24 protein-coding genes are annotated in these 23,470 nt (G+C 39.5%); 13 read left to right on the forward strand and 11 right to left on the reverse strand.

Features of this window, described 5'->3' with window-relative positions; genetic code table 11:
• Nucleotide 1 precedes the first annotated feature (1 nt).
• On the forward strand, nucleotides 2–2,464 hold the full coding sequence (locus ACXAG7_RS10870) for a TonB-dependent receptor (protein WP_408045516.1): 2,463 nt from the start codon (nucleotides 2–4) through the stop codon (nucleotides 2,462–2,464).
• Nucleotides 2,465–2,469: 5 nt separating this feature from the next.
• Nucleotides 2,470–2,739 carry a DUF3817 domain-containing protein gene (locus tag ACXAG7_RS10875; protein ID WP_159628392.1) on the forward strand — a complete coding sequence of 90 codons (270 nt, stop codon included), beginning with the start codon at nucleotides 2,470–2,472 and terminating at the stop codon, nucleotides 2,737–2,739.
• 2 nt (nucleotides 2,740–2,741) lie between these two features.
• Here ACXAG7_RS10875 and ACXAG7_RS10880 read toward each other — a convergent pair whose 3' ends face one another.
• The 4 genes from ACXAG7_RS10880 to ACXAG7_RS10895 all read right to left on the reverse strand — a co-directional run bounded on the left by ACXAG7_RS10880 (nucleotide 2,742) and on the right by ACXAG7_RS10895 (nucleotide 6,938).
• Nucleotides 2,742–2,984 carry a MoaD/ThiS family protein gene (locus ACXAG7_RS10880; RefSeq protein ID WP_408045515.1) on the reverse strand — a complete coding sequence of 81 codons (243 nt, stop codon included), beginning with the start codon at nucleotides 2,982–2,984 and terminating at the stop codon, nucleotides 2,742–2,744.
• Nucleotides 2,985–3,005: 21 nt separating this feature from the next.
• Nucleotides 3,006–4,058 carry a glycerophosphodiester phosphodiesterase gene (gene glpQ / locus ACXAG7_RS10885; RefSeq protein ID WP_476666816.1) on the reverse strand — a complete coding sequence of 351 codons (1,053 nt, stop codon included), beginning with the start codon at nucleotides 4,056–4,058 and terminating at the stop codon, nucleotides 3,006–3,008.
• Entirely contained in the window at nucleotides 4,030–5,928 is a 1,899-nt protein-coding gene (locus ACXAG7_RS10890; protein WP_408045513.1) for an amidophosphoribosyltransferase, read from the reverse strand. Before ACXAG7_RS10890 ends, glpQ begins: the two co-directional genes overlap by 29 nt.
• Nucleotides 5,929–6,011: 83 nt before the next feature.
• A complete protein-coding gene (locus tag ACXAG7_RS10895; RefSeq protein WP_408045512.1) occupies nucleotides 6,012–6,938 on the reverse strand; it encodes a PfkB family carbohydrate kinase in 927 nt (308 codons plus the stop codon).
• Nucleotides 6,939–7,114: 176 nt separating this feature from the next.
• Between ACXAG7_RS10895 and ACXAG7_RS10900 the strand changes: the two genes are divergently transcribed.
• The 9 genes from ACXAG7_RS10900 to ACXAG7_RS10940 all read left to right on the forward strand — a co-directional run bounded on the left by ACXAG7_RS10900 (nucleotide 7,115) and on the right by ACXAG7_RS10940 (nucleotide 14,206).
• Complete coding sequence (locus ACXAG7_RS10900; protein WP_408045511.1) at nucleotides 7,115–7,534, forward strand: SufE family protein; 420 nt, start codon at nucleotides 7,115–7,117, stop codon at nucleotides 7,532–7,534.
• Nucleotides 7,535–7,574: 40 nt separating this feature from the next.
• Nucleotides 7,575–7,895 (forward strand): DUF59 domain-containing protein, encoded by a 321-nt coding sequence (locus ACXAG7_RS10905; protein ID WP_408045510.1) that lies wholly within the window; start codon nucleotides 7,575–7,577, stop codon nucleotides 7,893–7,895.
• Between the two features lie 9 nt (nucleotides 7,896–7,904).
• On the forward strand, nucleotides 7,905–8,414 hold the full coding sequence (locus ACXAG7_RS10910; protein ID WP_408045509.1) for a DUF2480 family protein: 510 nt from the start codon (nucleotides 7,905–7,907) through the stop codon (nucleotides 8,412–8,414).
• A 15-nt stretch (nucleotides 8,415–8,429) separates the two neighbouring features.
• The gene (locus ACXAG7_RS10915) at nucleotides 8,430–9,323 is read left to right on the forward strand and encodes a DUF3078 domain-containing protein (protein WP_476666817.1); all 894 of its coding nucleotides are present in this window, start codon (nucleotides 8,430–8,432) and stop codon (nucleotides 9,321–9,323) included.
• Nucleotides 9,324–9,400: 77 nt separating this feature from the next.
• A complete protein-coding gene (locus ACXAG7_RS10920) occupies nucleotides 9,401–10,228 on the forward strand; it encodes a DUF3078 domain-containing protein (RefSeq protein ID WP_408045507.1) in 828 nt (275 codons plus the stop codon).
• A 159-nt stretch (nucleotides 10,229–10,387) separates the two neighbouring features.
• Nucleotides 10,388–11,314 (forward strand): hypothetical protein, encoded by a 927-nt coding sequence (locus ACXAG7_RS10925; RefSeq protein ID WP_408045506.1) that lies wholly within the window; start codon nucleotides 10,388–10,390, stop codon nucleotides 11,312–11,314.
• Between the two features lie 134 nt (nucleotides 11,315–11,448).
• Nucleotides 11,449–12,204 carry an SDR family NAD(P)-dependent oxidoreductase gene (locus ACXAG7_RS10930; RefSeq protein ID WP_408045505.1) on the forward strand — a complete coding sequence of 252 codons (756 nt, stop codon included), beginning with the start codon at nucleotides 11,449–11,451 and terminating at the stop codon, nucleotides 12,202–12,204.
• Nucleotides 12,197–13,063: an aldo/keto reductase gene (locus ACXAG7_RS10935; protein ID WP_476666818.1), complete on the forward strand. Its 867-nt coding sequence runs from the start codon at nucleotides 12,197–12,199 to the stop codon at nucleotides 13,061–13,063. The genes ACXAG7_RS10930 and ACXAG7_RS10935 overlap by 8 nt, the downstream gene beginning before the upstream one ends.
• Before the next feature lie 3 nt (nucleotides 13,064–13,066).
• Nucleotides 13,067–14,206 carry a DUF5929 domain-containing protein gene (locus ACXAG7_RS10940; RefSeq protein ID WP_476666819.1) on the forward strand — a complete coding sequence of 380 codons (1,140 nt, stop codon included), beginning with the start codon at nucleotides 13,067–13,069 and terminating at the stop codon, nucleotides 14,204–14,206.
• A 34-nt stretch (nucleotides 14,207–14,240) separates the two neighbouring features.
• Here ACXAG7_RS10940 and ACXAG7_RS10945 read toward each other — a convergent pair whose 3' ends face one another.
• From ACXAG7_RS10945 to ACXAG7_RS10970, 6 genes are all read right to left on the reverse strand, one after another.
• Nucleotides 14,241–14,792 (reverse strand): YbhB/YbcL family Raf kinase inhibitor-like protein, encoded by a 552-nt coding sequence (locus tag ACXAG7_RS10945; protein ID WP_476666820.1) that lies wholly within the window; start codon nucleotides 14,790–14,792, stop codon nucleotides 14,241–14,243.
• An 84-nt stretch (nucleotides 14,793–14,876) separates the two neighbouring features.
• Entirely contained in the window at nucleotides 14,877–15,704 is an 828-nt protein-coding gene (locus tag ACXAG7_RS10950) for a helix-turn-helix transcriptional regulator (protein ID WP_476666821.1), read from the reverse strand.
• 211 nt (nucleotides 15,705–15,915) lie between these two features.
• Complete coding sequence (locus tag ACXAG7_RS10955; RefSeq protein ID WP_476666822.1) at nucleotides 15,916–16,677, reverse strand: cyclase family protein; 762 nt, start codon at nucleotides 16,675–16,677, stop codon at nucleotides 15,916–15,918.
• 77 nt (nucleotides 16,678–16,754) lie between these two features.
• The gene (locus ACXAG7_RS10960; RefSeq protein ID WP_476666823.1) at nucleotides 16,755–19,073 is read right to left on the reverse strand and encodes a GH92 family glycosyl hydrolase; all 2,319 of its coding nucleotides are present in this window, start codon (nucleotides 19,071–19,073) and stop codon (nucleotides 16,755–16,757) included.
• Between the two features lie 154 nt (nucleotides 19,074–19,227).
• Nucleotides 19,228–19,923 (reverse strand): hypothetical protein, encoded by a 696-nt coding sequence (locus tag ACXAG7_RS10965; RefSeq protein WP_476666824.1) that lies wholly within the window; start codon nucleotides 19,921–19,923, stop codon nucleotides 19,228–19,230.
• Between the two features lie 11 nt (nucleotides 19,924–19,934).
• Complete coding sequence (locus ACXAG7_RS10970) at nucleotides 19,935–20,876, reverse strand: OmpA family protein (RefSeq protein WP_476666825.1); 942 nt, start codon at nucleotides 20,874–20,876, stop codon at nucleotides 19,935–19,937.
• A 179-nt stretch (nucleotides 20,877–21,055) separates the two neighbouring features.
• On the opposite strand from ACXAG7_RS10970, the gene ACXAG7_RS10975 reads away from it, so the two are divergent.
• Together ACXAG7_RS10975 and ACXAG7_RS10980 are read left to right on the forward strand one after the other, a co-directional pair.
• The gene (locus ACXAG7_RS10975; protein WP_408045496.1) at nucleotides 21,056–21,448 is read left to right on the forward strand and encodes an ankyrin repeat domain-containing protein; all 393 of its coding nucleotides are present in this window, start codon (nucleotides 21,056–21,058) and stop codon (nucleotides 21,446–21,448) included.
• 80 nt (nucleotides 21,449–21,528) lie between these two features.
• Nucleotides 21,529–22,614, forward strand: a complete 1,086-nt coding sequence (locus ACXAG7_RS10980) for a CNNM domain-containing protein (protein ID WP_408045495.1) — start codon at nucleotides 21,529–21,531, stop codon at nucleotides 22,612–22,614.
• Nucleotides 22,615–22,669: 55 nt separating this feature from the next.
• Here the strand turns inward: ACXAG7_RS10980 and ACXAG7_RS10985 are convergent, their stop codons facing one another.
• A complete protein-coding gene (locus tag ACXAG7_RS10985) occupies nucleotides 22,670–23,323 on the reverse strand; it encodes an ATP-binding cassette domain-containing protein (RefSeq protein ID WP_408045494.1) in 654 nt (217 codons plus the stop codon).
• Between the last annotated feature and the right edge of the window lie 147 nt (nucleotides 23,324–23,470).

The following is a 23,470-nucleotide window of genomic DNA, read 5'->3' on the forward strand; positions in this document are numbered from 1 at the left end:
CATGAAAAACCTTATAGTAGTACTATTTTTTTTAGTAAGTATACCCCTATTTGCTCAAACTGTAACGATTATTGATGCCGAGACAGGGAAACCTATTGAAACGGTTGCTGTTTTCAATCGAGATAAGTCGAAATCAGCGGTAAGTGATGAAAACGGTCAGGTAGATGTCGATGCCTTTACACGAAATGAGGTGTTGATATTTTCTCATGTGGCCTATGCAGAACACCGATTAAAAAAGCGCTTGTTGGAGCTCAATGATTATCAGGTATACCTGTCTAAACAATCAGAACAGCTCGATGAAGTGGTGCTGTCACTGTTTAAAAACAAAGAAAAAACGAATAGAATTGCAGAGCAAATAGCCGTACTTTCTGCTAAGGATATAGAAAAAGTTTCACCGCAGACTTCAGCTGATTTATTGGCAAGTGTACCGGGAATTAAGGTGCAAAAATCTCAATTTGGAGGAGGAAGTCCGGTGTTGAGAGGAATGGAAAGTAATAGGGTTTTACTCGTTGTCGACGGGGTGCGCATGAACAATGCCATTTACCGAAAAGGACACTTACAAAACTCGATTACCGTAGCGCCCAATATGTTAGACCGTACGGAAATCGTGTTTGGACCTTCATCTGTAATTTATGGATCTGACGCGCTAGGAGGGGTGATTCACTATTATACGAGAACGCCGAAATTGTCTGATAAAGGAGAGGTGAAAGGGGAGCTGTTTTCTCGATATAGCAGTGCTAATAACGAGACGACTAACGTAGTTTCTACCGAGCTTCGCTTTAAAAAATGGGCTTCTTTTACGAGTATTTCTCATAGTAATTTTGGAGATCTCCGCATGGGGAAAAATAGAAGACACGGTTTTGAAGACTGGGGAAAGGTGTTTCATTATTCAGAGAATTTTGACGGTAACTACCAGGCCAACCCTACAGTAAATAACGATGTCAACCTACAGCGAAATACCGGTTTTCATCAAACGGATGTATTGCAAAAGTTTTTTGTACCGATATCAAAACGCACAGATTTAAAGGTAAATATCCAATACTCGACCTCTTCTGATATTCCGCGCTTCGATCGTTTAACAGAATTGAAAAGCGGCCAATTAAAGTTTGCAGAATGGTATTACGGGCCTCAAAAGAGATTACTCGTATCACCGCAATTAGATTTTACCCTCGGTAAAAAGTGGTTGGATAAAGGAATTATTACTTTGGCGTACCAAAATGTTCAAGAAAGCCGAATGAATCGAAAGTTCGGAAGTTTGAATAGAACGTACCGCTTTGAGGATGTCGATATTTTTAGTATCAATGGAGATTTTACAGTGCCCTTGGCAAAGAAGCGTAATTTTGGGTACGGATTTGAAGTGGCGTACAACGATGCATCTTCAAATTCTTACGGAAAGACCTTAGCCGTTCAAAACAATAAGGTGGTGGGCTATGCAGGCGATTTTGCGGTACAGTCGAGGTATGCAGATGGCGGAAGTACGTATTTGAGTTCCGCATTGTACATCGACTATCGTCAGGATATCAATAGCAAGTCGACCTTAAATACTGGTTTGCGATTGACCAATACCAATTTAACTGCAAAGTGGTTGGACGAGCAATTTATAAAGCTTCCTAACAATGATATTAGCTTAAACAATACCGCTCTAACTGCTACTGTGGGGTATGTGTACAAACCCAATAGAACATGGCAGTTGAATGCCGTACTTTCTTCTGGATTTCGCTCACCCAATATCGATGATGTAGGAAAGGTTCGCGAGAAAGCAGGAAGAGTTACTGTTCCTAATATCGATTTAAAGCCAGAACACGCGTACAATGGTGAAATAGGAATTCAAAAGTATTTTAACGATCGTAAATTTCGTATTGGTGCCAATGTTTATTATACCTTGTTAAATAATTATATCTACAGAGAGGCCTTTAGCTTAAATGGAAGCTCAACTATTTTATTTGATGGAGAGGCAGGAGATATTGTTGCCAACGTAAACAAAGGAACGGCTTATGTTACTGGGTTTACCTTGAGTTACCAAGGAAAGTTGTTTTCCAATTGGAGTACTACTGGTTTTATTACGTATACCAAGGGAGAAAGCTACGATTTAAAAGAGCCCATGTCATCAATACCACCGTTGTTTGGAAGGTTTGAAGTAAACTACGTAGGAGGACGCTTTGAAGGAGGAGCAAACCTGGTATTTAACGCCAAAAAGGATATCAAAGACTATAACTTAACAGAAGGAATCGATAATCAAAACCAAACACCGGTAGTAGACCCGAATGCGACAGAAGATGTAGATAAGTATTACGGAACACCGAGTTGGATGACTGTCGGACTTTTTGGAAAGTATTCTGTAATGCCTGGAATTTCTGTTCAGGGAAGTGTGCAAAATATTTTTGATGTACACTACAAAGAGTTTGCTTCAGGAGTTTCTGCCCCAGGAAGAAACTTTTCATTGGCCGTGCATGTAAATATGTAATTATTATGATAAATATATTTAAAATAGTGAGTTGGTTAGAAGGATTGTCATACATCCTTTTACTCTTCGTTGCCGTACCTATTAAATACCTACAAAACGATCCTAGTTATGTGAAAATGTTAGGAATGCCTCACGGATTACTATTCGTAGGATACATCGTTTTAGCAATTATGCTCAAGTATGAACTCAATTGGAGTGGGAAAACTTTTGGAATTGTCAGTGTTTTATCAATACTTCCCTTTGGAACCTTTTTCGTAGGAAAGTACTTGAAATAATGTTACCCACCTGAAACAGGAGGAATCAGCGCAATAGTATCGTTTTCCGCTAGCGTGGATTGCTCCTGTGCATAGACTTCATTAATTGCAAAGGCCAATGACTTTAGGGCCTCCATAGCAGGATACTTTTTGTACAGTTCCGATTTAAATACCGATAGCGAACAGTTGTCAGGGACTTCCATGGTTAGCGTATTGCTCCCGACGATGTCACGGGTGATGCCAAAGGTGAGTACAGCTACTTTCATAGGTCAAAAATAGCGATTTTTTTACAGAGATGCTCCCTCTTTTCTGGATTGGAGTGAGCGAACTACAAGGTCAGGGAAATCTGTAAACCCACCGTCTACTCCTGCTTCAAAATACAATACTTGTATCATTTCGTCAAAGCTTTCAAATTCATCGAGCTGATCAGCTCTAAGGGTATAGGTGTGAACCGCTAAGCCTAATTTGTGTGCCTGTGCAACCAGAGGGCTAAAGGTCCAGCCCGTTGCCTCTTTTGAATGAAGAAGTTGCTTGTACCAGGGGCCTATGCCATCGGCGTAGCTCGCGAAGTGCTTTAATTGTTGTGTTTCTTCAGGGTGTTCTATGAGTTGTACTAAAAATAGGTCTGATTGTAATTCCTTGCGGACGCGTTCGAGTTCCTTGGCGTCAAAACACTGAAATATACAAGGATCGTCTTTCGTGCGATAGCCGTGAGCATCGAGTATAGAAAGAGTGATTTTCGCAATATCTTGCCCTTCGTTGTGATGAAAAGCGGGATTCTTAATTTCAGGATATATTCCGATAGTATTGCCAGTACTCTCATTCAGGCCTTGTATCAGCGCTATTTCTTGTGCAAAAGAATGGAGGCGAAAAGTACCTACCCCTTTTGGAAAGCGCTTAGGGTATACCTGTTGACCCGTTTTTGGATTAAAACGTTCCATCACTCGTAAACTTTGTAGTTCTTCGAAAGTGAAATCAATAACGTAATACCTTCCATCGGCTCTGTGTCTGTCTGGATATCGGGTGGCCACATCCGTGACATCGTCTAAATAGATATCGTGAATTACGACGGGAATACCATCTTTACTCAATACCAAATCTTGTTCGATATAATCGGGTTGCATGGCATAGGCCATGGCTTTGGCTTCCATACTGTGTTCTGGGAGGTACCCGGAAGCTCCGCGATGTGCGATGACCAGTTTTGTTGACATAGGCGTTGGTTTGGGTGTTTGACAGCTTGCCAAACCGATTAGCAAGACGATTGTCCAAACATAAAAAAATCCCGACGAATACACGTCGGGATTGTTGCGTTTAATAAGCTCTTTTATCATTTCCTTCATAAAAATTAATAAAGGCCTGGTTTACAACTCGGTGACCACCATCTGTAGGGTAGTCTCCGGTGAAATACCAGTCTCCTAGATTTTCAGGACAGGCTTTGTGCAGTCCACTAACAGGCTGATAAATAACTTCTACCTGGGCTTTAATCTCAGGCGTTTTTAGCATTTCTGCGATTTTTGCTGAAATTTGCTCATTGGTAAAAGGAGCGTATATTTCTTTTACGTAATTGACTATTCTGTGGTCTTCAAAACTCTGTTGAGCAATACACTTTTGATAAACGTCGTAAACAACGTGGTACTGATTGGTTTCTTTCAAGAGCTCTAACGCTGCTTTGAAAGCGATAAAATCACCAATTTTTGCCATGTCTATACCGTAACAATCCGGATAGCGAATTTGAGGAGCAGAAGAGACAATTACAATTTTCTTAGGCTGTAAGCGGTCTAAGATTTTGATAATACTTTTCTTTAAAGTAGTTCCTCTAACAATACTGTCATCGATGATAACTAGGTTGTCTGTCGGTTTTACCACGCCGTAAGTAACGTCGTAAACATGGGCTACTAAGTCATCCCTACTACTGTCGTCAGTAATAAAAGTTCTGAGCTTAGCATCTTTAATGGCTATTTTTTCGAATCGTGGTCTCGTAGAGAGTATCTCAATAACGCGTTCTTTTGACAACTTTCCATTACCGGCCAAAATCGCGTCGGTTTTTTGTTGGTTGAGTACGTCTTCTGCGGCTTCCATCATTCCGAAGAACGAGGTCTCAGCGGTATTTGGAATATAGGAGAATACGGTGTTTTCTATGTCGTGGTCTATAGACTTAAGCACCTCTGGGAAAACGTATTTTCCGAGGTTTTTACGCTCTTCATAGATAGAAGCATCACTTCCTCGCGAAAAGTAAATACGCTCGAAAGAACAGGCCTTCTTTTCGCGTTGGTCCATTACTGGAGCCATGCTGGTAGTTCCGTTTTTCTTGATAATTAGAGCGTGTCCACGTTCTATTTCTTTAATGGTATCGATATCAACATTAAAAACAGTTTGTATCACGGGGCGTTCAGAAGCCACGACAACCACTTCGTCGTCTTGGTAATAAAATGCCGGACGAATGGCTGATGGATCGCGTAAGACAAAAGCATCTCCGTGTCCCAATAGTCCTGCCATAGCATAACCACCATCCCAATTGCGTGAAGATCGTTGTAAAATGCGTTGGATATCGAGGTGTTCCTCTATAAATGGAGAGGCATCTTTTTTATTTAACCCTTCTTTTTTGGCCTCTAAATAAGTCTCTGCTACCTGATCTTCCAAGAAATGACCAATTTTTTCCATTACAGTTACGGTGTCTGTTGATTCTTTAGGGTGCTGCCCTAATTCTATCAACTCTTTCATCAACTGATTAGAATTGGTCATATTGAAGTTACCTGCGACGATTAAGCTTTGGTGACGCCAGTTACTTTGACGTAAAAAGGGATGCACATTTTCTATGCTGTTCCCTCCAAAGGTACCGTAGCGTACGTGTCCTAAAAAGAGGTTTCCGATGTAGGGCATATTTTCTTCTTGCCATTGTACATCGTCAATTTTTCCGGGATTTTTTTCAAAAACACCATTGATGCGTTGGTTGATTTGACCAAAGATGTCTTGAATAGGTTGGGTTTTGTTCGAACGGATTCTACTGATATAACGAGTTCCAGGTTCTACGTTAAACTTTATACTTGCAAGTCCAGCACCATCTTGACCTCTGTTGTGCTGTTTTTCCATAAGCAAGTACATTTTGTTAACTCCATAAAATGCGGTTCCGTATTTTTCCTTGTAGTACTCGAGAGGTTTGAGTAATCTAACCATGGCAATACCACATTCATGTTTTAAAGCGTCGCTCATTGTTACTGTTATTTAAGTGTTTAGTTGTGTTTTTTGTTGTGTTGTTGTATAAAAAAATCCGCAGGATTTCCTGCGGATTTTCATTATGATAATTCTATGTCGAATTGCGTTAACTCTTTAAATGCTTGTAAGCGCTCTTGCACTTCTTCAGCACTTAGTTCTTCCATGCGTTGCGTTCCGAATTTTTCTACACAGAACGACGCTAAGTTAGATCCGTAAATGATGGCGTTTTTCATATTTGCAAAAGAGATATCACCTGTTTTTGCAAGGTAGCCACAGAATCCACCGGCAAAGGTGTCTCCTGCTCCAGTAGGATCAAACACTTCTGCTAACGGAAGTGCAGGAGCAAAGAACATTTTACCTTCGTTAAACAACAAAGCTCCGTGTTCTCCTTTTTTAATGACTACGTATTTAGGTCCCATCTCGTGAATTTTCTTCGCGGCATTTACCAACGAATACTCACCACTTAACTGACGTGCTTCTTCGTCGTTAATAGTAATTACATCAATGCGTTTTAAAACCTCGTGTAAATCGTTTAACGCGATGTCCATCCAGAAATTCATCGTATCTAAAACTACTAATTTCGGACGAGCACTCATCTGATCTAAAACAGAAGCTTGCGTTAAAGGGTGTAAGTTACCTAACATTACAATCTCAGCATCTTTAAATTGCTCAGGTACTACTGGGCTAAAGTGCTCCAATACGTTTAATTCAGTGACTAAGGTATCACGTGAGTTCATATCGTTGTGATAACGACCACTCCAGAAAAAGGTCTTTCCGTCTTTTACAACTTCGATTCCTTCTGTATTGATTCCTTTTCCTTCCATCATCGATAAATACGAATCTGGAAAATCTCCTCCTACTACTGATACAACTCCTGTTTGAACACCAAACTGAGAAGCTGCTAATCCTACAAACGTTCCTGAACCTCCTAAAATCTTATCGGTCTTACCAAAAGGTGTCTCGATAGCATCGAATGCTACGGTACCTACTGCTAATAATTTACTCATACTTTTTAAAGAACAAATATTGATATCAATTTTGTCTGTTTTTGCTTTAAAAACTAACAAAGTCGTATCATTTAGTTTACTAATGTTATTATTAGGCACAAAAGTGCCAATTTTATCGTAATTTTGCACCTTTAATACAAAACCAGTCTACGACTGTGCAAAAATAGTTTTAAAAAATGACTATCAAAGAAATACAAGAAGAAATTATTGATGAGTTCTCGATGTTTGACGATTGGATGGAGCGTTACGAATACATCATCGAGTTGGGAAAATCACTACCAATAATTGATGAAGCGTATAAATTGGATGAAAACCTCATTAAAGGCTGCCAGTCTAAGGTTTGGTTGCATTCTGAACTTCAAGGTGATGTGCTGAAATTTACGGCAGATAGCGATGCTATTTTGACCAAGGGAATTGTGGCATTATTATTGCGCGTATTCACGAATCAAAGTCCAAAAGATATCATGGCAGCGGATACCGCTTTTATCGATGAGATCGGATTGAAAGAACACTTGAGCCCTACGAGAGCGAACGGTTTGGTGTCGATGGTGAAACAGATTAAAATGTACGCTATTGCCCAACAGGCAAATTTATAAGTATTGACCAAAAAAGAATAACGTAACAAGAGTATAAGGTATGACCGAAGAAAATTTAGAAGAGTTAGGAGATAAAATTGTACGTGTTTTAAAAACAATATTTGATCCTGAAATTCCCGTAGATATCTATGAATTAGGATTGATCTACGACGTGTTTATCTCCGAAGAAAACGATGCTAAAATTTTAATGACTTTGACATCGCCCAATTGTCCCGTAGCCGAAACCTTACCGGTAGAAGTAGAGGAAAAGGTGAAAACACTTAAGGAAATTAATAATTGTGAGGTAGAAATCACCTTTGATCCAACATGGACGCAAGACATGATGAGTGAGGAAGCAAAGTTGGAATTAGGACTCCTTTAATAGAGTGAAATGGCTGAGGAAATTGTAAATAGAGTCGCGAAGAGCAATTTGATGACCATTGACCTGGAAGATTTTTATCCGTCAGGTGCAAGGGTCGTTTTCGATATAAAAGACTGGCTGTACGAAGGCTTGATTTTAAGAGAAAAAGAATTTAGAGCCCACGTAAGTGAACACGACTGGACGCAGTATACCAATACCTACGTAGCGCTTACTTGCGGTACCGATGCAATTATCCCTTCGTGGGCGTATTTGTTACTGACAACGGCCTTGGCAACATCAGCCAAGAAAGTGGTGATTGGTGATTTGGTACTTTTGGAAACTGTTATTTTTCAGGAGTTGTTGGCCGAATTACCCTTGGAAGAATTCCGAGATAAACCCGTAATCATAAAAGGATGTGCTAATAAACCTATCCCTTCTTCTGCATATGCCTTTTTAATACAGCGATTACAGCCTGTAGTAAAGAGCTTACTCTTTGGAGAAGCTTGCTCTACAGTACCATTGTACAAGAGAAAAAAGTAAAATAGAAGGATAATCATGAAAAGAATTGAGTGGATTCTTTTTGCAGTATTAGTAGGAAACACCTTAGGGGGATATTCGCAAGAAAAGACTAAGCAAGAAAAAACGAAGCAAGAAAAGACAAAACAAGACAGTGTACCCAAAGTTTGGGATGTTACCGGAAAAATGACCTTCCTGTTAAACCAATCTTCTTTTTCGAATTGGGTAGCTGGGGGTAGTAATACCGTGGCTGGAAATATTGCGTTAAATTACGATTTCAACTACCGTAAAAACCGTTGGCGTTGGGACAATAAGTTTACCATGACCTATGGTTTGAGTTATGTAGATGGCCAGGGTATGCGTAAAACGGACGATCGTTTTGAGTACAATTCTCTGCTCGGTTTAAAAGCTGGAAAGCATTGGTTTTTTTCGTTTTTGAGTAACTTTAAGTCTCAGTTTACCCGCGGGTACGATTACAAAAAGAATCCCGCATTGCCAATTTCTGATTTCTTATCACCTGCGTACTGGAGTTTTGGACCCGGGATGCTCTGGAAAAAGTCGGACGATGCAAAACTCAATATCGTGCCGGCCTCTACACGATTTACGTTCGTTTCAGACGAGTTTTCTGGTAAATACGGGGTGCCAGAAGGTGATAATTCTATTTTTGGACTCGGGTTTAACCTGTCGGCCTACTTTAAGTTTTTTGTGATGAAAGACGTCTTGATGGAAAATATATTTGCCATGTATTCGGACTACCTCGATCATCCACAAAATGTTGATATTGATTATCAAATGAGATTTTTTGTTAAAATAAATAAGTATCTTTCTACTAACGTAGCCTTCCATACTATTGTGGATGACAATGCGTCGAGTAAAGTACAATTTAAACAAATCTTCGGTTTAGGGCTAAATTATGTGTTTCATAAAAGGTGACTTTTTGAAAAACTTGTTGTCTTAAACTGTGGTAAAAGACTACTTTCGTAGTTTCAAAAAATCAAAATTTATAGACAATGAAAAAATTAGTAGCTATTGCGTTATTTTTTGCAGTATGCACCGTAAAGGCACAAGATCAGAAAGAGGAAACGCAAGGAGGATGGAAAAAAGGAGGAACGGTTTCGTTCTTGTTTAACCAATCGGCATTTAACAATTGGTTAGCCGGAGGAACCAACAACATTTCAGGAACCTTAGGGTTGAATTACGATATTAATTACGCCAAAGGTGATTGGACTTGGGATAATAAAATTATCGCATCGTACGGTTTGACCAAATTGCGCGGAGAATCTGCTAAAAAAACAGACGATCGTTTGGAGTTAAACTCACTAGCGGGTAAAAAAGCTTCAGGACATTGGTATTATTCAGCATTTTTGAATTTCAAAACGCAGATGTCTTCAACGGATGTGAACGGCGTTCAGCAATCACACTTCTTTTCACCTGCCTACTTCCAGTTTGGTCCAGGTATGTTGTGGAAAAAATCAGATAATTTAAAGGTGAATATTGCTCCTGCAACGTCTAAGTTAGTTGTGTTGAGCTCTGATTTAGCACCGGCATTCGGAGTGGCTATGGGAGAGTCAACGAGATACGAATTGGGAGCTTCTATTAGCGGATACTACAAGTTTACAATTATGGAGAATGTCTCGATCGAGAATATTCTTAATTTGTACAGCAACTATTTGGAAGAGGCTAAAAATGTAGACATCGATTATACTGTAAACGTCGTAATGAAAATCAACAAGTATTTATCGGCGAACTTAGCGCTCCAAGCTATTTATGACGATAATGCTTTTGAAGGATTCCAAACAAGAGAGGTATTCGGTTTAGGAGTTAATTATAATTTCTAAAAAAGTTAATACAATACAGGATAAGGAGTTACAGAAATGTAACTCTTTTTTTGTTTTATGGTGTTGGTTTTTAGGGTTTTATGTTTTTTTAGTGGGCGGACCGTAGTTTTTGGCACGCAATTTGGAATCTCATAAGCATAACCATAAAAACTATAGCTTATGAAACGTCTACAATTACTATTTCTGATATTAGTTTCAGCAACCTTTTTCTCATCGTGTACTGTTGTAAATGACGATCCTATTGATACGGCCATTTCATTGCGCGAGTTGTTAGAAGGACAAGATCTTTGGTATATAGATTATCACAGAACGGCAGGGACAGGAAATGTTCCATTTGTTTCAAAGGCTTTTACGTTATCATTTTTAAATGGTAGGTTGTATGCCAATAATAATATGGTGGACGTTGGGAAAACTGGAAATGGATTTGGAGTAGCAGTAGGATCCTATGCAACGTCAAACAGGTTTGTAAATTTGAATCACGGACTGGACGGGAGCTTCGAGTTTGAAGTAGTACAGTTATCCAATACCGAAATAAGAATTGATTGTACTTCACGAAATGTAAGTTACTACTTGATTGGATACCAACGTGGAAATTTCGATTACGATAAGTTGTTTTACGATAATATTGAGTATTTTCTTCAAGAATACATGGCTTGGGAACGTGTAAAAACAGCAGGAGGAAGTCCGAATGTCTTTGATAAAGAACATTATTTACAATTTACCCCTAAAAATAATGTTACATTTTACTCTTCTCATGATCCTTTTGGCATGAATGTTGATAATATAAAATGGGATTATGTGGGTGGTTATGAGGTAGCTAATATCAATGGATATCCTAAGTTGAAAATTTTAACACTTAATTATGATGGCGGAGATACGGAAAAATTTGAGTTGAGCGTTATTAATGATGAAAGGATAGCATTGTACCACCTCCGATCACAAACGACCTATACCTTTGCAGGAAGAGGATTTGTGCAGTATTTGAGAAGTAAAGGTACATCGAGTGCGAAAGCAGTGACGAAATACGAAGGAAGAAAGCGCTCGATCATAAAAAGAAAAACAGTTGAAAGAAGAGTTTTAAAATAAAGTTTGGTTAGTTGATTTTTGGTTGGTTATTTTTCGATAGCCAATTGAAATAAACCGCCCCCACAGGGGCGGTTTTTCTTTTTTAACTTCATTATTCACACGAAATAAAGTACCTTTATAGGAAAATAGTAACGATGAGTAAGACTGCTTTAATTACTGGAGCTAGTTCGGGAATTGGGAAAGCTACCGCCCAAATATTTGCAAAAAATGCTATCAACCTTATCATTTGTGGCCGACGCCTTGAAAAATTACAGGCGCTAAAAGAAGAGTTAGCACCACTCGTAAAGGTGTGTATTTTGACCTTCGATGTTCGAGATCGCAATGCGGTAAAAACAGCGATTGAAGGAATTCCAGAGGAGTTTCAGCACATAGATATCTTGATAAACAATGCGGGAAATGCCCATGGCCTACACTCCATTCAAGAAGGGAGCTTAGACGATTGGGATGCAATGATCGATGGAAATGTCAAAGGACTTTTATACGTGTCCAAGGCCGTGCTTCCGCAGATGATTGCCCGTAATGCAGGGTTTATAGTGAATATAGGGTCTATTGCAGGTAAAGAAGTGTATCCGAATGGGAATGTTTATTGTGCTTCAAAATTTGCCGTCAATGCTTTGAATAAAGGAATGCGTTTGGATTTAAATGCACATAATATTCGCGTAGCGGCCATCCATCCAGGATTGGTAGAAACCGAGTTCTCGGAAGTGCGATTTAAAGGAGATACTGAACGAGCTTCTGGAGTTTATCAGGGGTATAAAGCACTGCAACCCGAAGATATTGCCGATATTATTCACTTTGTGGTAACGAGACCTTATCACGTCAATATCGAAGATTTAATAGTTTATCCAACGGCACAAGCAAGTGCAACCATAGTTAAAAAAGATGCCTGAGTTTTCAAAAGTAATCGCAGGTTGCATGTCCTGGGGAACTTGGGGGAAAAACCTGTCAACCAGTGAAATGCAACGTCAATTAGCACAGTGTGTTGATATCGGAATTCACAGTTTCGATCATGCCGATATTTACGGTGATTACAGTACAGAGGCCGCTTTTGGAAAGGCCTTTCAAAACAGCGGTATTTCGCGTTCGGAGTTACAACTGATATCAAAATGCGGTATTCAGTACACAGGCGAGGCGCGTTCGAACAGAGTGAAGCATTATGAGTATACTAGTGAGTATATTGTGTGGAGTGTAGAACAGTCACTCCAACATTTGCACACCGAGTATCTCGATTTATTATTACTCCACCGACCGAGCCCACTTATGAGACCTGAAGAAATTGCTGAGGCTGTTGAAATATTGAGGAAAGATGGAAAGATTCTCGACTTCGGTGTGTCAAATTTTAATCCTGCACAGACCGCCTTGCTGGAAAAGTACACTGCTGTGAGTACCAATCAAATTGAAGTGTCTCTAACGAATTACGAGGCTATATGGGATGGAAGTTTGACCCATATGCAATCTTCGGCAATACGTCCTATGGCCTGGAGTCCTTTAGGATCGTACTTTAAAGAGACGAGCGCACAACAAAAACGACTTCAAAAAGAGGTGCTGTTTTTGGCGGAGAAATACAGTATTACAGAAAGTCAAGTACTGTTAGCCTGGTTGTACAAACACCCAGCAGGAATTCTACCCGTGGTAGGAACTACAACCATCAGTAGATTAAGAGAAGCTCTAGAGGCAGCGGAAATTGTATTAAGTACTGAAGATTGGTTTGCCTTATTGGTGGCCAGTCAAGGATATAAAGTACCCTAAACGATGATTAACAAACGGCTTTTGATCAAAAATTTACTCTCGCGAAATGACGAGAATAGCTTTTATGATAAAAAGCAGAAGATTTCTTTTACTTCTAAAGAAGGAAAAGCCAAGTTTGTAAAGCATGTTTGCGCGTTGTCAAATTCCAACCCAGATAACAATTCGTATATCGTAATAGGGGTAGAAGATGAGTCAAATGCTATAGTTGGCGTCGATTTTTTCGACGATAGTAAAATTCAAAATTTAGTGAATGCCTACCTCGTGAACCCTCCAAAAATAGAGTACGAAAACGTTCCGTTTCCGAGGTTGCCCAGGTATAAAGTGGTAGGTTTGGTTACTATTTATCCCAAAAAGCCTATTTCATCCTTGGCAAAGACGGCTTGGAAGTATTATAAAGGGACTGTATTTTACCGGAGAGGAAGTAATTCGGTGCCTGTTGAAGGTGCCTTTCAGTTAAAGAATACCAATAGGCCCATCGTAGAAGCGCTCGAACGAAATGCCAGAAATAATATAGAACTAACGCTGGATGGAGTTTTTGATTTTGTCAATCGTCACAAAGCGGCCTACAACCCAAAATACAAAGTGTTTAAGGAACAATTTGTGGTTTGTTGGGCAGGGAAAAAGACGAGGGTCGGTGATGAAACATTTTATTCTCGCGTCGATATTGAGCTGATCAATGAACAAGTGCGATTGTTTTATTCCAATTTAGACGATGTACAAATTTATTTTAACGAGCACTCGTTTATTATCACAGAATTCTTGATGCTCGGTATTGATAAAACAGAAAAACGCTACCCTTTAGAGAAGACGATTATCAATTTTAAAGACAACGGGCTACACGATATCGTTACTGAGTTCTTATTTGAACCTCCGAAATTCGATAAGAAAATACTGTACCATATTTACAATGCTAACAATGCGATTGTCGCTAAAATAGCCAAAGGGGTTGCTTTGAGTGTATTGGAGTTCGATGACGTACAACGAATGCCTACTAGCTATTTGATTTGTTATTTGAATGGATTTTTAGAAGCTCCGAAATACCTGAGAAAGGTCAAGACGTATATTCGCGATTTGGACGATAAAACTACTTATGTAAAGTACAAAGATGCTATGCGTGTACTGCGCAAGGTAAAGTACAGCTAAAAGCCCGAAGAGATATTCGGGCCCTAATTGAATGCTAGTCTCTTTTGTAATAGGCTATGATGCTGGCCTTAGCCAAAGCGTTGTTGTTGAGGTAATACCCCACAATAGCTGGTGTGGTCTTTGCATCTAGTCCGAGCTTTTTAACTTTTAATGCATATACCGTAATAATATACCTGTGATCACCATGCCCTTTTGGAGGACAAGGCCCTCCGTAACCTGGCTTGCCGTAATCAGTAACGCTTTGTACACTTCCTGTAGGACTTAATTTTAGTGCGATATTCCCTGCATTGGCGGGTAATTCGCGAGTGTTTGCTGGCAGGTCAAATACTAACCAATGCCACCAACCACTGCCCGTTGGAGCGTCAGGGTCGTACATTGTAACGGCAAAACTTTGGGTGCCTTTTGGAGCGTTGCTCCAGCTGAGTTGTGGAGATTCGTTTTTTCCAACGCAACCAAATCCATTAAATTCTTGTGTTATCGTTGCTTGTCCACTGAGCGTTTTACTGCGTAAAGTAAAAGTTTCCTGAGCGAAAATCGATAGGTTACTCAATAGGAACAGGGCGAACAGTAAATTAAATTGTTTCATGATATGATTTTTTATGCAAAGTTAAGTTCAATGTCGGTGTTCAGGGAGTTTCCAAAGGCCCAAAAACTAGCGCTAAAAGCCCAGTTATTGAAACTTTTTTGGAGTACAACCAAATTTGTTTTTAAAGGCATTGATAAAGGAAGATAAACTTTCGTATCCCGCGGCTTCATAAACGTCGGAAACCCGTTGTCCTCGATCTCTCAATTGATAGGCAGCAAGAGTCAACCGCTGTTCTTGAAACCATTTTATGGGAGATTGCCCATAGGTTTTGACAAATTCACGTTTAAAGTTTGAAACACTCATATGTGTTAAAAATGCGAGCTCTTCCAACCGTAGTTTCTTGTATTTATAAGCATCAACTACCTGTATCAGTTGTTGTTTAGCAGGCGAGTTTAGGTGATTAAATCCATAGAGGAAGGCCGCTCCGTGGTAGTGGTATAGGTAAACGATAAGCTCTTCTAATTTCAGTAATAGTAACTCGGGTTGCAGGTCTTCAGGGAGTTTTAAAACATCTTTTATCCCCGTGACAAGACCTCGAATATAAGCGGTTTGTTTAAAGGAATAAACTCCTTGTGGTTTCGAAGGTTTTCTCGGGCTGATCTGATGTTTTAATAGGATGTCATACAAACTCGACGCGTCAAAAAAGAGCAGGGTACTTTGATAGGTTTCGTTTTTGGCGAGTTTTTCGGTCATCAAGCAATGACCAGCTCTCATCAGTAAAAATGAATTCGAAGCAATCGATAATTTATTTGTTGGGGTGAGTACTTCTTTGGTACCCACTTCCAAAAAGCTAAACGCATGTTTGCTGAGTTGGATTTGTTGTTGATGTAGTTCTTGGAAAGATTGATAGTGGTAAGCGCTTATCTTACTAGGCTCATGTATCAAATTTTCTGGGATGCCAACTGCACTCATGTTTGAAATCTTTGGTAGATTAAAGATACAGAACTCTGCTGATATATCCTTATCTTAAAATAGGTAGTGATTAGATTTTTTAATCCAAAATGTTGTCGGACGAATTTCCAAACAAAGGAGTTGTAAGGTGTTTTTTTTACAAAGGAAGCCGTACCTAACGTAGAACTCCCATATTCGTTGAAGACTACGGGAGTTATGTATTTTAAAAAGGTTAATCCATCATGGCAACAACTCTGGCAGGTGCTGCTGAGGCTCCTACGATTTTTAGTGGAAAAACAGCTACTTTAAACCCTGAATAAGGAAGAGCGTCTAGGTTTACCAATTGTTCCATATGGCAGTATTCTTTATCTTTTCCTACGAGATGTGCTTCCCAGAATAACTCGGGATTGTTTGTTTTTTTAGCTTGTTCTATCATGTAGGGTAATGGTAAATCCCATCCCCACGAATCAATTCCCATAACTTTAATACCTTGGTCGATAAGCCAGTTGGTGGCTTCGGCACTAACGCCTGTACCTCTTTTGTGAAAATCTTTGGTTCCGTTAAATTGATCTCTCCCAGTTTTAATAAGTACTATCATATCGGGGTGAAGCTCTAGTTTTTGAGCCTGTAAAAATTCTTGAATGTCCGATACTGTTATCGGGTCGAAATCGACCTTGTGTTTCATGTCGATAACAAGCCCTTCACCATAGCACCAATCTAATGGGATTTCATCAATAGTTTTTGATTTTTTTCCTCCGGTGGTAGGAGAGTAATGCCAAGGAGCATCGATATGTGTCGTAGCATGCACTCCCATTTTTTCAATGGTATCGTCTGCCCATCCAACAAAGTCTTTGGGAAATAACTTAAAGGGAAGGCCCAAAATACGAATCAACCATTTTGCCTTGCGATGAGGTTTGTGTTTTATTTTAACCTTCATAAACCAAGGGTCCTGTTTGTTGTATTGTATAGGTTTTGATAAATCGATAATTTTCATGCTTGTGAATTTTGGTACTTATTAACAAATGTAAACTAAAAATCCCCACTAAAAAGTGAGGATTTCTTTGAATTTATCTATTCTGGACTCATTTCAAAAATTAGCTGTCCTCCTTTGATGAGGTCGTGATGTGATACCTGCTGATTTTTGAGTTCTTTACCATTGAGAAGTACGCGTTGTACATAGGGGTGCTTCTCGTCTTGATTTTTTGCGATAATTTCCAGTGTTTTCCCACCGGGTAATTGTAATCGAGCTGTTTTGACATTAGGGCTTCCCAGTGCGTAATACGGAGATCCTGGTGTTACTGGATAAAATCCGAGAGCACTAAATACGTACCATGCGCTCATTTGACCTGCATCGTCATTTCCACAGAGTCCAGCCACTGTAGGTGCGTACATGCTGTCCATAATCATGCGAACGCGCTGTTGTGTTTTTTTAGGATGCCCCGTCCAGTTGTACAAATAAGGAATGTGATGTCCTGGCTCATTTCCGTGTACGTAATTTCCTATGATTCCATCACGTGTAATATCTTCGTGTTTGTCGATGTATTTATCAGCAATGGGTTCGGTAAACAAGCGATCGAGTTGCTGGCTAAAGCGTTCTTTACCTCCCATAAGTTCAATCATATGATCGATGTTTTGAGGGACGTATAAACCGTAATTCCAGGCGTTTCCTTCAATAAACCCTTGTCCGTGAGTATCCATCGGATCAAATTCCTTTTTGAATTCGCCGTTGGATAGTTTAGGACGCATAAATCCGGACTTACTATCGTAAACATTGACGTAATAGTGAGCTCTTTTTTGGTAATTTGCTGCGATGCTATCGTTGCCCAAGTGCTGGGCAATTTGTGAAATACACCAGTCATTATAAGCGTATTCCAGTGTTTTGGAAACAGAAGAGTGGCTTTTATCTTCGGGTACATAGTGGTGTTTGATATAATCTCCAAGGCCGTCAAAATAACTAGTCGTAGCGGTATTGGTAGCTGCTACTAAGGCGTGATGAGTATCAAAATCCCCTACGTTTTTTATCAGAGCATCGGCGATAACTGAGGTTGCGTGATATCCGATCATACACCAATTTTCGTTGGCGTAATGACTCCAAATAGGAAGCATTTTGTGAACGCTCTGGTCGTGGTGCGCCAACATAGATTTTATCATGTCGTTATTGCGCTCTGGTTGGATGAGGTTGTAGAGAGGGTGTAGGGCTCTGTAGGTATCCCAAAGAGAAAATATACTGTAGTTGGTAAAGTTTTTTGATTCGTGAATATTTTGGTCGAGGCCTCTGTAGTTACCATCGACATCTTCATAGATAATGGGGGATAAAGAGGTGTGGTATAGGGCGGTGTAGAAGGTAGTTTTGTCTGACTCTTGGAGGGTGGTCACTTGAATTTTCGATAATTCTCGCTCCCATTTTGCGTTTGTCTGCTTCTTCAGTTGTTCAAAGTCCCAATGGGGTACTTCGGTATTTAGGTTCAACAATGCTCCTCGAGTACTTAAGGGTGACAAGGCAAATTTAACATTGATTTTTTCGTCCTTTTCCGTGTCGAAGTTAAAGTAGACTCGCAGGTTTTTTCCAGCCATTTCAGGGAAATTGTGCTCTTGATCAAAGCGCCTGTAAAATCCGTCATAGGTTTCCTTGTCGTATTTTTTATGTCCATAGCTCTTGAAGGGCTTGGAAAATTGCATGGCGAAATACACTTTTTTGGTTCTGGCCCAACCCTTGGTTTGTCGATATCCTGTGACCAAGCTATCATTTTCTACGCGTATAAAGGTCCATACGTTTTTGTTGTCGTGATGGTATACATTATACACGAGGTCGAGGAGTATGTGGGCATCCTTTGTTTTTGGAAATTTGTATTGATGAAAACCGACGCGCTCACTTGCCGTAAGCGACGCTTCAATTTGGTATTTGTCGAGTAGCACGCGGTAGTATCCTGGGCTTGCGGTTTCATTTTTGTGAGAAAAAGTAGAATAGTAGCCCTCTGGTTGCTCTTGGGTAGGGAAGGGGTTTAATTGGAGTTTCCCAGTGGTGGGCATGACTAAAAAATCGCCCAGATCTGCATGGCCGGTTCCGCTGAAGTTTGTGTGGGCAAAACCGATGATGGTAGTGTCTTTATATTGGTAACCTGCGCAGTATTCGTAGGTTTTTGAATTGTATTTCCCTGCCTCTGAAAACATCGGTTCAAAATTGGTTTGCGGACTGAGTTGTACCATGCCAAAAGGAGCGGTAGCACCCGGGAAAACATGCCCCATTTTACTAGTACCGATAAAAGGATTTACATAAGAGGTAAACGAACTTGTTGTGGTGGTTTTAGGTAGCTTTTGAGACTCCGTACTGCACTGTATACTGCACAAGGTAGCTAGTAGGAGCCACAGGTATTGCGTTTTTGTTTTCATTAGAATGTTAGTTGTGTTGATAAAGAGGTAAAAATAACAGAGAAGTAAGGTAAAATCGTATTAAAAAGCACTGCTGTTTTAAGTTATACAACTTGGAGCAGAATGTTGGATATTAAACAAAAAAGCTCTGATATTCAGAGCTTTTTTTAACGGTTTAGGCTTTGCCGCCATCGAGTTTGTCTTGCCATTCTTTAAGGGCTTTCCATTTTCCTTGATAGGCCATTTTAGCTTGTTTTGGCCAGGTGTCAGGTTTGTGCATTCGAAAGCGATCACCTCCGTTGAGCAGTACTTCTTTACAGGTTGCTACTGAGGCCTCAGATAACAATTTCCAGGTTCCTATATTAGCTTCGGAAAACAGGGCGGCAATTTTAGGACCGATCCCTTCAATAATTTTCAGATCGTTTTCTTTTACTTTTTTACCAAAAGCGAGTTTGGCAGCATCGGCATCAAACACGATTTGCTTCGGAGTCTTTGTGGTGGTTTTGGCTGGAGCTGTTTTGTCTTTTTGAGTTGTTTTTGATTTCTTAGCAGGGCTCTTTTTTTTCTGAGTTTCCTGAATACCTTGTTTAGGTGCTGTTGTAGTGGGTTCGGCTGCCGTATTCTTGAGAAGTGTGGTTTTGAGCTCTTCTTGTTGACGCTTGCACAACTCCAGTTGATCTAAGAGGTCGCGTTTGTCTTGTTTACATTTTTTTAGAGCGCTGTTAAGATCCTCCACGTCGCTTTCTAGCGTTTTTACTTTAACAGCATCCCCAGAAAACAATTGTCCGAGTAAGTATCCTAAAATGGCTGTGATGAGTCCTACGAGTATAGGAATTAGCCAGCAAGGAAGGTGAATAAATAATGTGTGCATTGATTTGATATTTAGTTAATGGTTACTTCAATTCGTCGATTTTGAGCTCTTCCTTCAGGGGTTTTATTAGAAGCTTTAGGCTGGGTTTGTCCTTTGCTTAAGGCTTGAATATGTTGGCTTAAAATGCCGTTGTCGATAAGGTAGTCGCGCACAAAATTTGCGCGTTGTAATCCCAAAGAAGTATTGCCTGTCGAGGTACCGGTATTGTCTGTATGTCCGGTAACGGTAATGTTGCGTTGTTCCTTGTCGATGCAGTTGCTAAGGAGGGCAAATGTTTTTTTCTGAGTGCTGTCGAGTACTATGTTGGCGCGTCCTGTATCAAATTGTAACACGATGGGAGTCTTGGCAAGACTGTCGCAGAGCGATTGCCAATAGTCATGTCGGTCTTCTCCAGGAAGTGAGGCATGAGATGCGATGATAATGGGACCGTGAAAGATTCCTGATGTATCCGGAACCATGTTTTCGTGCAGTTTTCCTTCGGTAAGGATACGGGCGGCAGGAATTCCTAATTGAATGAGCACGTTTTTTACAGTGGTGGCTCTGGCGAGCCCTAAGTTAGGAAAGGCAGAATTATTGGTTTCTTTATGGGTGTAGTATCCGGCAATAGTTACCTGTTGCGGGATGCTGTCGTTAAACTCTTTGAGTAAGTTCAAACCGTGAATCACCGCTGGGAATACCGAATCACTAAGGTGGAAATCGGAGGTTTTAAACGTGAAATTGTCAGGGCTTTGATAGTGAAAAATTGCTGAAGGAGCATTGATAGAAAAAGGAATATAAGTGGTAGCTGTCTTAGCGAGTGTCGGTGGTTTTTGTCCTGTTTTGGGAGGTGATTTTTGAGTTGTTAAGGTGTCTTTATCACTGTGCCATGAACAACAACAAAAAAACCAATGAGCGAGGCTTCCGAGAAAGATTGTGAGGAAAATACCCAAAAAATAGCGTGTTTCTTTACTCATGTGTTAAGGGTTTAAAATATTGATTGTTAATTTATTAAAAAAATATCAAAAATTAAAATCGGCATTTTAACAGTATTTTTTAAGTAAATGCTAAATAAATGTTAACAGTGTGAAAAAGGTGAAACATTCTTTTTTTTCGGCAGTCTTATAGACAAACGAAACCTTAAAATTCAACCTTTATGAAAAAATTAATTTTTAGTGCTTTATTGATCTTAATTTCAGTGAGTACAATCAATGCGACGAACAACTTAGAAACCAAAGCAACGACCAATTCAGAAGCGGTAATTAGCTACTCGGAATTAAGTACTTTATGTAAGCTAATCAGAGAAGGAAACTACGAAAGTGTAAAGGCTTTATTAAACAACGGAACCAACATCAACAGAAAATCTATGGGGATGACTCCAGTGATGTTTGCAGCGCGTTATAACAAAGTGAAAATTCTTAAGTTATTAATCGAAAAAGGAGCGAACCTAACGAAGAAATCTGACAGAGGACATACGGCAATGGACTATGCAAAAATGTCTAAAGCAACAGAAGCTCTTGAAATTTTAAAAGCAGCTATCGAGAAATAAACGTACTAAAAAAATGTATATATAGAAGACCGTCTTTTTCAGACGGTCTTTTTTAGTTAATTTTACAGAAAATTTGAAATATGACCTTACTAATAATTTTTGCAACGATTTCTATTTTGTTTTCGTTTTTATGTTCCATTCTAGAAGCGGTATTGTTAAGTGTAACCCCGACTTTTATTAATTTGAAAAAGAAGGAAGGAAAAGCTTTTGCCACGCAGTTAGAAGCTCTGAAGAAAGATGTTGACAAACCGTTGATTTCGATTTTAACAGTGAATACCATAGCACATACGGTAGGAGCTATTTTGGTTGGAGCCCAAGCGAAAAAGGTATTTGGAGATGACGGAAATGGAGTAGTAGTAGTGTCGATTATTATGACGTTCTTGATTTTGGTAGCCTCTGAAATTATCCCAAAAACAATTGGTGCTACTTATTGGAAATCCCTAGCGGGAGTTTCGACCAAGGCGTTGACGATTTTAATAGTAATTTGTAAGGTTACCTTACTGCTTTGGTTTTTGCAATTGTTTACTAAAATGTTTGGTAAGGGAGGACACGGAGAAAGTGTGTTGAGCAGGGAAGATTTCTCCGCGATGACAGAAATTGCGGAACAAGAAGGTGTTTTTCAGGAGAATGAAAGTACAGTGATCAAGAATATGTTGAGTTTTAAGGAGGTGCAAGCCAAGCATATTATGACACCTAGAACGGTATTGAAATTAGCAGATGAAAATCAAACCATACAGTCGTTTTTTGAGCAAAATCAACCTTTGCGATTTTCAAGGGTACCGGTTTACGCAAATACTCCTGATGCCATATCGGGCTATTTTTTGAAAGACGAGTTGTTTTTAGCCTTGATTAATGGTAATGGGGAAGCCCCTTTAAAGTCGATTAAGAGAGATATTATTGTCGCAAAACGAGATTTGTCCATCCCGAATTTATTTGAGCAGCTTATCGAGCAACGTGAGCACTTGGCTTTAGTTGTTGATGAGTTTGGTGCAGTAAGTGGATTGGTAACCCAAGAAGACGTTATTGAAACATTGCTAGGTTTTGAAATTATGGACGAAAGTGATAATGTCGCCGATTTGCAAAGTTACGCTCGTAAGAATTGGGAACAACGAGCCAAAAGACTCGGAATTATAGAAGAAGATGCTTCAAGTGAAGAACAATCATAAAACGAAAAAGCGAGTACTAAGAGTATTCGCTTTTTTGTTGAACATCAGGATCGTATTAATAAATATATCCGTATTCACGGAGTTGGTTTTGATCTTTTAATTTAAGTAGACTGCCATTTTTTAGTACCCGAATACTATCTGCTAACTCCAGTACAAGCTCGTAGTTGTGATCGGTAATGACAATTCCTTTGAGGGCTGATTTTTCTCTGATAGCATCGGAAATTGTTTTCACGTTTATTGGAGAAATACCATTGAAGGGTTCGTCGAGTAGTATAAAAGCTGCTTCGGTGTTCAGTATCATCAATACCTCAATAATCCTGAGTTCACCCCCTGATAATTCCTTAACTTGGCTAGACAGATACGGCGCAATATGTGGATTGGTATACAGTTTTTTGACCTCACTTTTAGCACACATGACCGTTAGTAGCTTTTTGATGGTCGCATTTTTGGGTAAAAAGTTAGATTGAGGTAGGTATTGAATACGTCGGTGTTGTAAGGTTCCGTTTTTAACAATTTTAGTATTGATTTTTTGGAATTTGAAGTCTGCTTTTACAGACCCGAAAATTATTTTTAGCAAGGTTGATTTCCCTGTGCCATTTCTGCCTAATAAGGCGATAATATCTCCAGTTTTACAGGAAATAAATAGATTGTTGAGCAAAGGCACGCCATTTTGCGTTTTTGTTAAGCTGTCTACGTGAAGATAATGCATGTTACGGTTGTTATTGAAGAAATGCTAAGACTGAGAAAGATCGTGGTTAACCACAACTTGATTTTACTGAGACCTAAATTATAGTAAAAATAATACTCGTCCTTTAATGAGAGTTCGTATATGAAAAGATGAAAGGCGAGGTGCATG

This window comes from Tenacibaculum sp. AWR4_210, assembly GCF_056160945.1.

Bases quoted from the DNA above. Each gene is read 5' to 3' on its own strand.
- ACXAG7_RS10870 (WP_408045516.1), top strand. From the start codon at position 2: ATGAAAAACCTTATAGTAGTACTATTTTTTTTAGTAAGTATACCCCTA.
- ACXAG7_RS10875 (WP_159628392.1), top strand. From the start codon at position 2,470: ATGATAAATATATTTAAAATAGTGAGTTGGTTAGAAGGATTGTCATAC.
- ACXAG7_RS10880 (WP_408045515.1), bottom strand. From the start codon at position 2,984: ATGAAAGTAGCTGTACTCACCTTTGGCATCACCCGTGACATCGTCGGG.
- glpQ (WP_476666816.1), bottom strand. From the start codon at position 4,058: ATGAAGGAAATGATAAAAGAGCTTATTAAACGCAACAATCCCGACGTG.
- ACXAG7_RS10890 (WP_408045513.1), bottom strand. From the start codon at position 5,928: ATGAGCGACGCTTTAAAACATGAATGTGGTATTGCCATGGTTAGATTA.
- ACXAG7_RS10895 (WP_408045512.1), bottom strand. From the start codon at position 6,938: ATGAGTAAATTATTAGCAGTAGGTACCGTAGCATTCGATGCTATCGAG.
- ACXAG7_RS10900 (WP_408045511.1), top strand. From the start codon at position 7,115: ATGACTATCAAAGAAATACAAGAAGAAATTATTGATGAGTTCTCGATG.
- ACXAG7_RS10905 (WP_408045510.1), top strand. From the start codon at position 7,575: ATGACCGAAGAAAATTTAGAAGAGTTAGGAGATAAAATTGTACGTGTT.
- ACXAG7_RS10910 (WP_408045509.1), top strand. From the start codon at position 7,905: ATGGCTGAGGAAATTGTAAATAGAGTCGCGAAGAGCAATTTGATGACC.
- ACXAG7_RS10915 (WP_476666817.1), top strand. From the start codon at position 8,430: ATGAAAAGAATTGAGTGGATTCTTTTTGCAGTATTAGTAGGAAACACC.
- ACXAG7_RS10920 (WP_408045507.1), top strand. From the start codon at position 9,401: ATGAAAAAATTAGTAGCTATTGCGTTATTTTTTGCAGTATGCACCGTA.
- ACXAG7_RS10925 (WP_408045506.1), top strand. From the start codon at position 10,388: ATGAAACGTCTACAATTACTATTTCTGATATTAGTTTCAGCAACCTTT.
- ACXAG7_RS10930 (WP_408045505.1), top strand. From the start codon at position 11,449: ATGAGTAAGACTGCTTTAATTACTGGAGCTAGTTCGGGAATTGGGAAA.
- ACXAG7_RS10935 (WP_476666818.1), top strand. From the start codon at position 12,197: ATGCCTGAGTTTTCAAAAGTAATCGCAGGTTGCATGTCCTGGGGAACT.
- ACXAG7_RS10940 (WP_476666819.1), top strand. From the start codon at position 13,067: ATGATTAACAAACGGCTTTTGATCAAAAATTTACTCTCGCGAAATGAC.
- ACXAG7_RS10945 (WP_476666820.1), bottom strand. From the start codon at position 14,792: ATGAAACAATTTAATTTACTGTTCGCCCTGTTCCTATTGAGTAACCTA.
- ACXAG7_RS10950 (WP_476666821.1), bottom strand. From the start codon at position 15,704: ATGAGTGCAGTTGGCATCCCAGAAAATTTGATACATGAGCCTAGTAAG.
- ACXAG7_RS10955 (WP_476666822.1), bottom strand. From the start codon at position 16,677: ATGAAAATTATCGATTTATCAAAACCTATACAATACAACAAACAGGAC.
- ACXAG7_RS10960 (WP_476666823.1), bottom strand. From the start codon at position 19,073: ATGAAAACAAAAACGCAATACCTGTGGCTCCTACTAGCTACCTTGTGC.
- ACXAG7_RS10965 (WP_476666824.1), bottom strand. From the start codon at position 19,923: ATGCACACATTATTTATTCACCTTCCTTGCTGGCTAATTCCTATACTC.
- ACXAG7_RS10970 (WP_476666825.1), bottom strand. From the start codon at position 20,876: ATGAGTAAAGAAACACGCTATTTTTTGGGTATTTTCCTCACAATCTTT.
- ACXAG7_RS10975 (WP_408045496.1), top strand. From the start codon at position 21,056: ATGAAAAAATTAATTTTTAGTGCTTTATTGATCTTAATTTCAGTGAGT.
- ACXAG7_RS10980 (WP_408045495.1), top strand. From the start codon at position 21,529: ATGACCTTACTAATAATTTTTGCAACGATTTCTATTTTGTTTTCGTTT.
- ACXAG7_RS10985 (WP_408045494.1), bottom strand. From the start codon at position 23,323: ATGCATTATCTTCACGTAGACAGCTTAACAAAAACGCAAAATGGCGTG.